This window comes from Bacillus sp. SRB_331, from assembly GCF_003264175.1.
In the GTDB taxonomy this organism is placed as follows: Bacteria; Bacillota; Bacilli; order Bacillales; family Bacillaceae_G; genus Bacillus_A; species Bacillus_A mycoides.
In genome coordinates, this window is record NZ_NADV01000011.1 from 42,577 (window position 1) to 55,398 (window position 12,822).

General features: G+C 35.3%; 13 protein-coding genes, 1 pseudogene and 1 riboswitch. Of the genes and pseudogenes, 6 read left to right on the forward strand and 8 right to left on the reverse strand.

Annotated elements, in window-relative coordinates; all coding sequences use genetic code 11:
- Positions 1-113 precede the first annotated feature (113 nt).
- Positions 114-338 (forward strand): peptide ABC transporter permease, encoded by a 225-nt coding sequence (locus B5P42_RS08775; protein ID WP_258397453.1) that lies wholly within the window; start codon positions 114-116, stop codon positions 336-338.
- Positions 339-387: 49 nt separating this feature from the next.
- Here the strand turns inward: B5P42_RS08775 and B5P42_RS08780 are convergent, their stop codons facing one another.
- On the reverse strand, positions 388-1,197 hold the full coding sequence (locus B5P42_RS08780) for an alpha/beta fold hydrolase (protein WP_113734048.1): 810 nt from the start codon (positions 1,195-1,197) through the stop codon (positions 388-390).
- A 21-nt stretch (positions 1,198-1,218) separates the two neighbouring features.
- Positions 1,219-3,246: a catalase gene (locus B5P42_RS08785; protein ID WP_113734049.1), complete on the reverse strand. Its 2,028-nt coding sequence runs from the start codon at positions 3,244-3,246 to the stop codon at positions 1,219-1,221.
- A 172-nt stretch (positions 3,247-3,418) separates the two neighbouring features.
- On the opposite strand from B5P42_RS08785, the gene B5P42_RS08790 reads away from it, so the two are divergent.
- A complete protein-coding gene (locus B5P42_RS08790; protein WP_113734050.1) occupies positions 3,419-4,648 on the forward strand; it encodes an ATP-binding protein in 1,230 nt (409 codons plus the stop codon).
- 25 nt (positions 4,649-4,673) lie between these two features.
- Positions 4,674-5,891: an ATP-binding protein gene (locus B5P42_RS08795; protein ID WP_113734051.1), complete on the forward strand. Its 1,218-nt coding sequence runs from the start codon at positions 4,674-4,676 to the stop codon at positions 5,889-5,891.
- A gap of 232 nt (positions 5,892-6,123) precedes the next feature.
- On the opposite strand, the gene B5P42_RS08800 is transcribed toward B5P42_RS08795, so the two are convergent.
- From B5P42_RS08800 to B5P42_RS08810, 3 genes and pseudogenes are all read right to left on the reverse strand, one after another.
- Complete coding sequence (locus B5P42_RS08800; RefSeq protein ID WP_113734052.1) at positions 6,124-6,915, reverse strand: collagen-like protein; 792 nt, start codon at positions 6,913-6,915, stop codon at positions 6,124-6,126.
- Between the two features lie 136 nt (positions 6,916-7,051).
- Positions 7,052-7,273: pseudogene (locus tag B5P42_RS08805) on the reverse strand (Nif3-like dinuclear metal center hexameric protein); the annotation flags it as partial.
- Positions 7,274-7,335: 62 nt separating this feature from the next.
- Positions 7,336-7,518, reverse strand: a complete 183-nt coding sequence (locus tag B5P42_RS08810) for a hypothetical protein (protein WP_002034443.1) — start codon at positions 7,516-7,518, stop codon at positions 7,336-7,338.
- Between the two features lie 211 nt (positions 7,519-7,729).
- Here B5P42_RS08810 and B5P42_RS08815 point away from each other — a divergent pair, with 211 nt between their 5' ends.
- Positions 7,730-8,053, forward strand: a complete 324-nt coding sequence (locus tag B5P42_RS08815; RefSeq protein WP_002089124.1) for an iron-sulfur cluster biosynthesis family protein — start codon at positions 7,730-7,732, stop codon at positions 8,051-8,053.
- A 113-nt stretch (positions 8,054-8,166) separates the two neighbouring features.
- On the forward strand, positions 8,167-9,072 hold the full coding sequence (locus B5P42_RS08820; protein WP_061688343.1) for a DMT family transporter: 906 nt from the start codon (positions 8,167-8,169) through the stop codon (positions 9,070-9,072).
- A gap of 28 nt (positions 9,073-9,100) precedes the next feature.
- On the opposite strand, the gene B5P42_RS08825 is transcribed toward B5P42_RS08820, so the two are convergent.
- Complete coding sequence (locus B5P42_RS08825) at positions 9,101-9,322, reverse strand: hypothetical protein (protein ID WP_002015710.1); 222 nt, start codon at positions 9,320-9,322, stop codon at positions 9,101-9,103.
- A 289-nt stretch (positions 9,323-9,611) separates the two neighbouring features.
- Between B5P42_RS08825 and B5P42_RS08830 the strand changes: the two genes are divergently transcribed.
- Positions 9,612-9,995, forward strand: coding sequence for an ATP synthase subunit I (locus B5P42_RS08830; RefSeq protein ID WP_098779661.1), 384 nt, complete (start codon positions 9,612-9,614; stop codon positions 9,993-9,995).
- A 272-nt stretch (positions 9,996-10,267) separates the two neighbouring features.
- Here the strand turns inward: B5P42_RS08830 and B5P42_RS08835 are convergent, their stop codons facing one another.
- Both B5P42_RS08835 and pckA read right to left on the reverse strand, forming a co-directional pair.
- Positions 10,268-10,465, reverse strand: a complete 198-nt coding sequence (locus B5P42_RS08835; RefSeq protein WP_002089120.1) for a hypothetical protein — start codon at positions 10,463-10,465, stop codon at positions 10,268-10,270.
- A gap of 296 nt (positions 10,466-10,761) precedes the next feature.
- Positions 10,762-12,348 (reverse strand): phosphoenolpyruvate carboxykinase (ATP), encoded by a 1,587-nt coding sequence (pckA, locus tag B5P42_RS08840; RefSeq protein ID WP_002089118.1) that lies wholly within the window; start codon positions 12,346-12,348, stop codon positions 10,762-10,764.
- Between the two features lie 228 nt (positions 12,349-12,576).
- A riboswitch (SAM riboswitch) is annotated at positions 12,577-12,698 on the forward strand.
- Positions 12,699-12,822 lie beyond the last annotated feature (124 nt).

The following is a 12,822-nucleotide window of genomic DNA, read 5'->3' on the forward strand; positions in this document are numbered from 1 at the left end:
AGTATAAATTAAAATAGAGTCGTTTTAATAATTGATTTGTGAGAAGTGTGTGAATTTTTCATCTAGTATATAATTGGGCAATTTGTTTAATTTTAATAGAATCAGTTCCAGATTTGTTATTAATTTTTAGTTTGCAATTATTTGTTGTATGGATTTATAAACAGACAGGATTTCGAGTTGTTAGTATTTATGCGTTTAACGATGAGCGTGTTTATTTTTTATCTATTCTTTGTATGACAATTGTTCCAACTCTTCATTTTTTCCACATTATCGTTTTATTTTTAATGGAAGAGAAGAATAAGTCATATGTGGAATTTGCTCGTGCAAAAGGTAGTTAAGAAAAAAGAATTTGCCGTAAGGGCAAATTCTTTTTTTACTGTAAAGGAACTATGAATTTAAAAATTTTATTAGTCCCTTATTTAATTCATCCGCTTGATCGATTGGAGAGCCGTGGCCACTATTTGTAAGAGGATATAGTTCAGAGTTTTTAATTCGCTCTTTTGTTAGCTCAGCACTTTTATAAGGGATGAGTTGGTCGTGCACGCCGTGGAATATTTTTGTTGTGACATTAATTTTACTTAAGTCCTTCGTTACGTCTTCGTTTGCAGCAGCTTGCAAAATTTTGATGAGAGCATAAGAAGCGGACTGCATACCAAGATAAGAAAACCATTCTAACGTGGCAGCTCCTAAGTTTCTATTAAAAAATGATAAAGATACATCACTTAGAAACTTAGGTAAATTTACATAAATTTGAGCAATCAGAGCATCTGCTTGTTCTTTCGGTACGCCGTAAGGGGATTCTTGGTTTTTCACGAAAGAAGGAGAGACAGCATCCACTAATGCAAGTTTGGAAATACGACGTCCATTATATCGTGACATATACCGAATAGAGAGAGCGCCACCGACTGAGAAGCCGACTAACGTAGCATTTTCTATTTGAAGTGCATCTAATACAATTGCGATATCATCAGCTAAACGATCATAAGTGTAACCAGTCCATGGTTTATCAGACTGTCCGTTTCCTCGTATATCCATGGCGATGCAGCGGAAACCATGTTGTGGTAAGATATTAAATTGATATTGGTACATTTGATGATTTAAAGGCCAGCCATGAACGAAGAAGACAGGTTTACTTCCAGGGCCTGGGTTAATATCCTCAACAAAAATGTGTACATCTTTTTCCACTGTAACGAACATGATGTATCCTCCTCATGCATTTTAGTAGGCTCTCTCCCAAAATCGCTGTTTTGTCATTGCCTGAATAAATTCATTCGCAAGTAAGGTAGGATTTTGTTCTGTTATAACGCCAGGTTTTCCTTCGATGTTTAAAGATTGAACAATAGTAGTTCCATTTTGGAAAGCTCCAATTGGTTTAAAGTGATTATACGATTCTACGACGAATGAACTTGCCTTGTTAAGAAAATGATCATTAATATTTCCGCCAATAAGAAGTAGCCCATCATAAAGAAGTGGTGATCCTGTTAAGAAAGTATCATTCACTTCCCACTGTCCATTTTGAGAGCCTTGCACAAAACCTAATCGTTCGGAAATAATAACGGGCTGAAGACCGGCTTGTTTGAATTGATTTATAATATATTGTGCGTTTTGACCGTCATATCCGTTTGCGACAATGACGCCTACTCGTAATGTATTTGGGCTGAATGTTGTATGTTCCATACTTAGTGCTGGTGAGGATTTTGTAACATTTGATTCTTGAACATTTGGCACTGTTGCCCCGACTGCTTCAGCTACTAAAGTAGCTAATTCTGTACTTATATGACCAATCATACCTACGACTTGTTGGCGAACTGATTTACTTTTTACTTTTCCTAATTCAAAGGAAAAGGCCTGCATAATATGGATTTTTTCGACGTGGCTCATACTATTCCAAAATAAACGGGCTTGTGAGAAATGGTCTTTAAAACTAGCGGCTGTCTCTCTTGTTTTATGTCCAGAAACAGTAGAAGGATATGTAACGAAACCGCCTTTCGTACCAGGTACAGTAAAGGGAGAGTTATTAGCTAAAGAGTTATTATGGTAAGCGACTTTTCCTTTATCAATTATATATTTAGACGCACCATCTCTTTGATTGTTATGAAAAGGACATACCGGACGATTAATCGGTAACTCTTGATAGTTTGTACCGACGCGGGCTAATTGTGTATCTGTATAAGAAAAGAGTCTACCTTGTAAGAGAGGATCATTTGTAAAATCGATACCGCGGACGATGCTTCCAGGGTGCAATGCGACTTGTTCTGTTTCCGCAAATACGTTATCAACGTTTCGGTTTAACGTCATTTTTCCGATGATCTTAACAGGGAAGTCTTCTTCCGGCCAAATTTTTGTTGCATCTAATATATCGAAATCGTATTTAAATTCATCCTCTTCTTCTAAAATTTGAACGCCAAGTTCGTACTCAGGGTAGTTTCCGGCATTAATATTTTCCCATAAATCACGGCGATGATAATCTGGATCAGCGCCGCCTAGTTTTTGAGCTTCATCCCAAATTAACGAGTGAACGCCAAGCTTTGGCTTCCAGTGGAATTTTACGAATCGTGACTTCCCATGTTTATTAACTAAACGAAATGTATGAACGCCGAACCCTTGCATCATTCGAAAACTTCTCGGAATTGCGCGATCCGACATAATCCACATCATCATCGCAGCTGATTCTTGATTATTGGCGATAAAGTCCCAAAAAGTATCGTGTGCTGTTTGTCCTTGGGGAATCTCATTATGTGGCTCTGGTTTAAGAGCATGAATAAGATCCGGAAATTTAATACCATCTTGAATGAAGAAAATCGGAATGTTATTACCCACTAAATCGAAATTTCCTTCCTCTGTATAAAGCTTAACAGCGAATCCTCGTACATCTCGGTTCGTTTCATTTGCACCTTTTGATCCAGCAACTTCAGAAAAACGAATAAAAATAGGTGTCTTTTTAGATGGGTCTTGTAAAAAATGAGCCATTGTTAAGTCTTCTAAAGAATCATATAGCTCAAAAACACCATGTGCTCCGTAACCGCGGGCATGAACGACTCTTTCAGGAATTCGTTCACGGTCAAAATGAGCGAGTTTTTCTCGCATCAGGAAATCTTTTAAAAGTGTAGGACCACGATCGCCGGCGGTTAAAGAGTTTTCATCATTTGAAATTTTGACACCCGTATTCGTTGTCATCTCTTTTCCTTCATTGTTTTTCGTAAAGGATTGTAACTGTTCTATCTTCTTATTTTCACGACCGTCCATATAAAGCACCTCCCATATTATACGTATTATTGTTCATGGTTTTTATGCTTACATATGGTGTGGGGAAGTATATTATCTATGGATTGATTTTCCTCATTTGTTCAATTTATCTTTGTTTGTCTATGAAAATCATTTATTATAATAAATGGTATTCTTTTGAAGGGGTGTTGAAGTGGAAGAGAGTTTTCTATCAGCTAAAGAAGAAAAGAAAAACGCTAAGATTTTCTTATGGGTAATACATGTTATTTTAATTGTATACGAGGTTGCATACGCGATTATATTAGAAGATACAATGCCTTTAGCAAATTGGCATAAAGGGATATGGAAGCTTGCATATATTATGGCTATATTAGGTATTAGTGTTTACTTATTTGAGAGAGAAAAAGCATATTTAGTTAAATATACATATTTATTTGCATACATGATCGCAGAGACTTTTAATATTGGATGGTATGCTTTTCATAATACAATAGCATTTGATGAAGGGAATGTAATTGAATATATTTTCATTTTCTTCGTACCGATCTTTTTGAGTAAAAGATATTTATTTGTCTTAGCGCCATTCCTTATAGGGAAATATATGATATACCTATTTGTATTTGGAGAACTTAACCTGTTTATGTCTCTTGTTATAAATATGGTGTTACTTTTCGTGTCATTTATTATTTTAAATCGATTTTTACAATATCTTTCAGCAGTAAAGGGACGTATTGCAGAGGCAAGTCAGTCACAAAGATTGGCGGTTATCGGAAAAATGGCAGCGACAGTCGGACATGAAATTAAAAACCCACTTGCTTCATTAAAAGGGTTTACGCAATTACAAAAAGAGAAACACGAAAAAGATGCAACATATGAACAAATGATTCTCGAAATTGAAAATATGAATAATATGATTAGTGAATTAATGGAGGTTGCTACATGTAAACCTTCTGTTTATGAAAAACACATTGTAAGTGATGTTTTAGTACAAGCGGTAGAAAACATGCGCGGAAAAATGAACGAGTTAAATATAAATTGCACCTTTAATGAAGAGCAAAATAGAAGTGAAATTGAATGTGATAAACGCAAATTAAAAGGAGTATTTTTGTATGTTATTAAAAATGCTTTAGAGGCAATGGAACATGGCGGAACATTAAAAATACAAGTTGAAAATAAAAAAAGAGATTATGTAATAGTAAGTATAGTAGATAGTGGTTTTGGGATAAAAAAGGATAATTTAGGACGAGTTAAGGATGCTTTTTATACAACGAAGCAAGATAGAATTGGATTAGGTCTTACGGTAGCAGAGCGAATTGTGACAGATCATCTTGGAGAATTACACATTTCTAGTGAAGTAAAGAAAGGAACGAGAGTAGAAATACTGCTCCCGAAAAAATGTGAGCGCAATGTGACACAAGATTAAGAGGTGTTGTTAAAGGAGTTATCATATGGAAAAAGGCAATATATTTGAAAAAGAAGAGATAAAGGCATTAATAATATTTTTAAGCTTATTCTTCGTTATATTTTTTGCGTATGATTTTGCTGAAAAAGCTATTGTCCTTTTATCAGATAAAAATCAAAAACTAGCAGATGCTTTTGGAGAAGGATTAGGTTTATGGCTATATAGTTTGATGGTTGGATTATTCTTTATAGGACTTTATTTTATGAAATGGAAAAAGCCGTATATTGTGAAGTATATTATTTTAATTGGCTATAATATATTGGATTTTATTAATAACTTCATTATTTATTACGGAAGTGATGCGGAATTTGATGGCGGGAATATAGTAGAAGGATTCTTTATTTTATTTGCACCGATATTTGTGAATAAGAGGTACTTTTGGTTAGTTGCCGGAACTATTGTTGGAAAATATGCACTTATGGGATTCGTTGTTCAATCCTTTATTGTTCTTATCCCAATAGCATTATATAGCGTGTTTGTTATTATATGTTGGATTATATTTTTAAGATTCCAATCTTACGTTCGTACACTTGAAATGATGGATAAAGAAATACGAAATGTAGAGAAATTAGCAATGGTTGGAAAAATGGCGACAGTAATTGGCGATAAGATTAGAAGACCGTTAGAAAAATTGAAAAAACTTGTGAATAAGCAAGCGAAAAAATATCCAGAAGATAAAATTTATAGTGAAATTATGAGACAGGAAGTAGAGCGAATTCATACAATTGCTACAGAACTAAATGGGTTTGAGAAATCTAAATCGGTAGAATCCGAAACGCATAATATTAAAGAAATCATCTCTTATGTTATCAGGGTTATGGAAAAGCCAGCTTTAGAACAAGGGATAAAAATGCATGCTATTTATAGTAAAGATATACCATCAATTACATGTGAGGAAAAACGATTGAAACAAGTATTTTTTAATTTAATAAAAAATGCGATTGAAGCAATGTTAGTTGGCGGAACTATTACTGTAAAAGTTATAGTGGAAGATGTGATCATTGTTCAAATTATAGATGAGGGATGCGGCATTCCGAAAGATAAAATTCCGAAGCTAAATGAAGCTTTTTACACAACGAAAGAAACTGGAACAGGCTTAGGATTAGTAGTTACGGAAAAAATTATTAAAGATCACCACGGTAAATTGAACTTTGAAAGTGAAGTTGGAGTTGGAACGACTGTTGAGATTATGTTGCCGATTTAATTATAGTGGGATATTTTAAAAAGGGGAAATCACTTTCTTGAGAGTGATTCCCTTTTTCATTGTAGAGGGGATGTTTACAACATTGACAAATTGTACAAATTCATAATCCAAAATATGGGTGTTTTAAAGCGAGAGTATATAATGAATTTGTCTGTTATTTGTTTTCATTTATTTGTAATTTTTTTGCCTCGGTAGCGGGGTTTTTGTGAAATGAACGATTTGTAAGTGTGGGCTATATATCAGTGATTAGAAAAATAGAATATACAGCACTTGCCGTAATCCCGGGGTTAATATAAAGAGATATCGCATCCCCCCTCGAAACAGGGTTTCCGGTTGTAATACTAGTCCAAGTTACAGTGGCAGGTCCAGGTGCTGGAGTAGGGTTATACACTTGAGGTTGTCTAGAGCCAATATCCGTGGGTTTAATTGAAAATGTCGTAGTCCCCGTAATTTTATCTGTAGTAGTTAAAGTAATAGTAGATAGGATGTAACTAGAGGTAGGAGCAGAGAGGTTTGTTGGGACATCCTTGCAAATATCAATCGTATAAACAGCAGCGGGTAAGTTATTAACATTTATAGATGCCGCAAATCCAACTATATTTCCAGCTCCAGCAGTTACGTATGGAATAACGTTAGAATCAATTCCCGGAGAGCCTGCTATACGTTGAAACCCAGCATTCGTCCCTTGAAAAACAATACTTTTCGCTGATGAACTACCAGCAGTTCCAGTAGTTCCGGTTGCTCCGGTAGAACCAGTAGATCCGGTAGGACCACCTTCTACCAATACGATATAATCTTGAGACACATTCGGAAATCCTTGAGGTGCATCTTTTTTTACAACATAGCCGCTACTCGTGTAAGTGACAACTTGTCCCTTTTTATAGTTAGGAGCGGCTGCTAGACTAAAAGCGGTAGTACTTTGCAAACCGGCCCCTGCATTGCCAGTAGGTCCAGTAGCACCAGTAGCGCCGATAGAACCGCTGTTGCGTCTACCGTCACAACTAAAGCAATTGCGTTGGTACATATATTATCTCCTTTCTATATTTTTGAAAATCTAGTTTTAAAAGTAGAACTACTATATATATTGTAGATTCTATATTTTTGTGTGGTCGATCGTATTGTGTATATAGATTTTAAAAATAGGGGAGGTGTTATTAGTTTTATAACCACCAGGTCTCCTGCGGAATCAAAGTAACATCTACATCAAAATTCTCTTTAAACCAATCATACATCAATGTCTCTTTCACTAAATATTCAGAGGCAGAGTGTGACACACCGATGAGTGACATATTTGTTTCTTTCGCATAATCCATAATGAGTGAGTATTTATGCCTACCATAATCATTGTCGATATGGCAATGGATTTCTCCTGTAATAAATGATTAAGTTATTGTTCTATTTCTTTTAAGGCTGGCATGTTTGGTAATCCTCCTTAAGATAGTTCTTACTTTGTTAGTTGTTTTTGTTTTTTTATGGAAAAATAAGAAGCGGATAGGAAACAAATAAAACCTAGAATCCAGCCAATAGAAGGAGAATAGGGAAGTATATGTTGTAATACCATTCCGCTAGAAATAAAAAAGCTACCTAATAGACCTAAGAAAATGAGATATCGTTGTAGTTTGAATATCAGTGATACAACTTCCTTTATCACGCATTAACTGCCCGTAAAAGCCTGATTGGCGAGGGCTAATAATCAGAGGGGGATGGATACCCCCCTAATTAAAGTTTCACTTTATCACATATATTTTATAGTAGTCTTAATTTTCTGCATATAAGATTCAAGAAAAATGGTGGTACAATATATAAATGATACGAGAAGAGAGGATGTAGGTTAACACATGTACGTTACTGTAACAGAGGCAGCATATAAAAAGATTATGGATACGATTCCAAGTGAAACGAAATATATAAAGTTATTTTATGATAATGAAGGTTGCGGTTGTGTTATGAGCGGGATTATTGATTTAGTAGCCGTTTCAGAGAAAGATGAGCGCGATGTAGATATCGAATCAAGCGTACTAAACTTTATTGCAGATCGCACAAAGCTTGTATTTATGGATGATAAATTAACAGTTGATTGGCATGAAGTTGGAGGGACTTTCCAGCTGAAGAGCCCAAGCCAGTTTTATAATCCGAATATGAAGTTACATGTTCGAGTATAATGAAGAGAGAAGGAGTATATAATATGCTCCTTTTTCTTATGGATTTTTTCACATAATGAAATGTACATATAGTTGAATTTTCTGTATAATTCTCTTTGCGGAGGGGGTTGCGCATGAAAAGATGGGGAATTGAGTTATTAATTTTAAGTGTCGTTATTATTTGGGGGATTAACTATACGATTGCGAAATATGGACTTTTAGAATTTACAGCAATTGAGTTTACTGCAGTTCGAATGATGACAGCAGCACCACTACTGTTATTACTTACGTTCTTTATCGAAAAGTCACTTTATATGGAGCGAAAAGATATACCAAGATTAATCATCGTTAGCGTTGTAGGTATTGTACTGTATCAAACGTTATTTATGGAAACTGTAAAATACACATCCGCTACAAATGCTTCTTTACTCATATCTATTTCACCTATTTTTACAACTGTATTTGCGATTTTCTTGAAACAAGAAAAATTTTCTTCTCGAAAGTTAGTTGGTTCCATGATTGCCTTTATTGGTGCTACATTAGTTTTGGTAGCGGGGCATTCACTCGCTAGTTCTTTCTACGGAAATGGGATTGGACTTATTACATCAATATGTTGGGGACTTTATCCCGTTTTAGCAGGGCCGCTTATTAAAAAATACTCAGCATTACGTGTTACTGCATGGTCGACATTAGTTGGAGCGATTCCGCTCTTATTGTTAAGTGGTCCACATGTATTTGTCATGCCATTTCACATTACACACGGAATGACATTGTTTGCTTTACTATATTCTATTTTCTTTGTAACAGTATTCGGTTTAGTCATGTGGTATGTTGGTGTTCAAAAAATTGGTGCGTCACATACGATGGTATATATGTATATTACGCCGCTTGTAGCTGTTTTATTTGCAGCTGTATGGGCAAATGAATATGTATCGTTTCAACAAATAATTGGTGGAATCATCATTTTCTTCGGTCTATGGTTTGTGAAATCAGAGAAAGTAGAAGCTAATTCTATCGTGCAAGAACCTATATCAAAATAGGAAAACAGATCACCTATGATCTGCTTTCCTATTTTTTTATTTTTGGTAAAAATACGAGGAATAAAATGGCAGTAATAAGTGGGATTAAATTAAGAAAAGGAATGCGGAAGAGTGTAATTAGAATAATTCCTGGAAGAAGAACACCGAGGACAGCATAGAAAATACTATGTTTTTTCATGTACCAATATAATGAAAGTCCAATAAGTGCAGGAACAATGAGATGAATGAGAGCCATTAAAAAATAAATCATTAGACGCCCCCTTTATTTATGTGCTTATTACATCATATCCGTATGTTCATAGATTGATATCAATTTTTTCATAATTGGACGAAAATGTTTTGAAAAACGTCACATTTCCGAGGGATTCTATATTAGAAATCTTGTATAATATTATTTCCTAAAAGCATTTAAAAAACATAAACATACTGTTTATGTTTTTTAAATTTAAGTGAAATGAATTTTTAGTAGTATGGACTCGAAAGAAATGAGTTATATAGCTTTGGTTGGATAGATAAAAACTATTGAAGGGGAGTACAACATGATTAGTATGTCATTAAGGTCGTTTAAAATTCAATCGTATTATCTACTAGGTATTCTGTTATTAGGCTGGATGTTAACACCGTTTTCAGCACATTTTCTAGGTGCAGGAATTGGACTTATTGTAAGCATGTATTGTGTTTGGATTTTAGGAAGGCGTATCGAAAAGCTTGGAGATAGTATAGTAAAGAAGACGAAAGCGCCGACGCTTGGTATGTTTAATCGCTTTGCAGCTGCAATTTTGGGTGCTATTATTATGTACGAAATTGAGCATCATATGGTAATGTGGGCATTTGCAGTAGGTATTCTGGGTGGTTATTTCTTAATCGTTATTAATTTAGGGTATTATAGTATGAAGGATGAGGAAGAATTAACAAAGAGCTAAAAGAGCTTCTTTTTTAGATGGAACAGAGGATCCGGCGGTGGATAGAAGCGGTCAGAGCCTTTTTTAGCCCCATGCGGTGTGAAACCAGAGCGAGGTAGTGAGCAGGAATATAATTTATATGTTCGAAGCCGTAATTTGTACATATGAAAATCTGGTTATTTAAATCAAAAATTGGCTTACTCTGGAATAAGGGATCCGGCGATGGATAGTACAACAGGAAGCGTAACTTTGTATAAAATATAGGTTTCCGCTTCCAATAAGTTAATATGAAATCACTTAGTAGTATGACTCTTAGGTTCTTTAAAAAAGTTGGATACAATACAACAAACTATTCCGGTAATTAGAATAATGTATTTTATCGTTTCACTTGTATGCTCAAATAAATTAACGTTAAGCATCACAAGTCCCCAAAACATTTGAATCGCTCCATAACTGAATAAAATTTTTCCTGTACGAGAAAAATTTTTCATGGGCCTCACCCTTTCCTTTATATGTAAATTATATCATAGGAAACTACAAATGAATGATTATAAAATGAATTTTCTGTAAGTTTATGGGTAGTGGTATGCAATAGATGAAGAGATTAAAGTTTCACTTTATATAAGATATAGAAAGAAGCTTACGTTTTTAACGTAAGCTTCTTTTTTATGTAAGTGTGTGTAACCGTTAAGCCGCATTGGGTTTTGTCGGTGAGTACGCGGAACTTTACGGTTACACGACACTTATTCATATGAGTAAAAGGGTTATTCCAACAGAAAATTTGTAATTAAGCGATTGGACCGCCTAAGTTAATAATAGCTTCAGAAACGCTATCGAATTTTTTGAAGTTTTCTTTAAATTCGTTTGCAAGCTCAATTGCTTTCGCTTTGTAAGCATCTTTATCAGCCCAAGTTTGTTCAGGCATTAATACTTCATCAGGTACACCTGGAACATGACGAGGTACTTCAAGGCCAAAGATGTCGTGTTTTGCAGTTTCAGCTTTAGCAAGTTCACCGCTTAGTGCTGCTTGAATCATTGCACGAGTGTAACCTAAGTTCATACGTTTACCAACGCCGTATTCGCCACCAGTCCAGCCAGTGTTTACTAAGAATACTTTCGCATCATGTTTCTCGATTTTTTCACCAAGCATTTCAGCATAACGAGATGCATCAAGCGGTAAGAACGGTGAACCGAAGCAAGTAGAGAATGTAGCTTGCGGAGATGTAACACCGCGCTCTGTTCCTGCTAGCTTACTAGTGTAACCGCTTAAGAAATGGTACATAGCTTGCTCTTTTGATAACTTACTGATTGGAGGCAATACGCCAGATGCATCAGCAGTTAAGAAAATAATTGTATTTGGATGTCCTGCAACACTTGGCAGTACGATATTGTCAATCGCATGCATAGGGTATGCAGCACGTGTATTTTCTGTTAAAGTAGTATCGTTATAGTCAGCGATGCGTGTTTGACCATCAATGACAACGTTTTCTAAAACTGAACCAAATTTGATTGCATCGAAGATTTGTGGTTCTTTCTCATGAGAAAGGTTTACACATTTTGCATAGCAACCGCCTTCAATATTGAATACGCCGTTATCAGACCAACCGTGCTCATCGTCACCGATTAATTTACGGTTTGGATCAGCAGATAATGTTGTTTTGCCTGTTCCAGATAAACCGAAGAATAGTGCTACGTCGCCTTCTTCGCCTACGTTTGAAGAGCAGTGCATAGAAAGAATGTCTTGTTCAGGTAGTAAGAAGTTCATAATAGAGAAGATTGATTTTTTCATTTCTCCAGCGTATTCTGTACCACCGATTAGTACGATACGTTTTTCGAATGAAACCATAATGAATGCTTCAGAATTTGTACCGTCAATTGCTGGATCTGCTTTGAAGTTTGGTGCAGAAACAATTGTGAACTCTGATTCGTGAGTTGCTAATTCTTCTTCATTTGGACGAATAAATAATTGATGTACAAACAAATTATGCCATGCATATTCGTTAACAACTTGAATTGGTAGGCGATAGTTGCGATCAGCGCCAGCAAATCCTTTGAAGATGAATAACTCTTCTTTTTCTTTTAAGTATTCTAAAACTTTTATATATAATTTATTAAAATGTTCTTCAGAGATCGGTTGGTTCACGGCTCCCCAAGCAATTTTGTCAGCAACCGATGCTTCCTTCACAATAAATTTATCCTTAGGAGAACGTCCTGTGTATTTTCCTGTTGAAGCAGAAACGGCACCAGTAGAAGTTAATTTCCCTTCGTTTCGCATTAATACTTTTTCCACTAATTGCGGAACACTTAATTGAATCTGTGCATTGCTTCCGTTCAATAATTCATGTAAACCAATTTGGACATTCACAGTACTCATATTTATATACCATCCTTTTCATTTAATGAAATATTTCTCGTAATCCCCATCAATAGTATAACACAATTATATAAATAATGTATACTATTTATTTATTTTTGTTTGTGTGAATGTATCATTTCCCTATTAATATTTCATTCTATGGGTATTGAGAAAAACTTTCAGGAAAATGTGAATATTAATTGACAAATGAATATCATTTCTTTAGTATAGGTTGGGACGGATACTCTCTTATCCCGAGCTGGCGGAGGGACAGGCCCGATGAAGCCCAGCAACCTCACTTGTAGTGGTAAATACAGGTGAATAGGTGCTAAAACCTGTGCGAGGCTAACGGTCTCGAACGATAAGAGCAAAGGGCAAAAAGCAGTATGCAAGTAGCAAATTAAACCTTTCCTCTATGTTAAGTAGGAAAGGTTTTTCTGTATGCTTGTGTGGGAGAATAAATGTATGTCGCAGTTTGTGGCAAATTAAGGA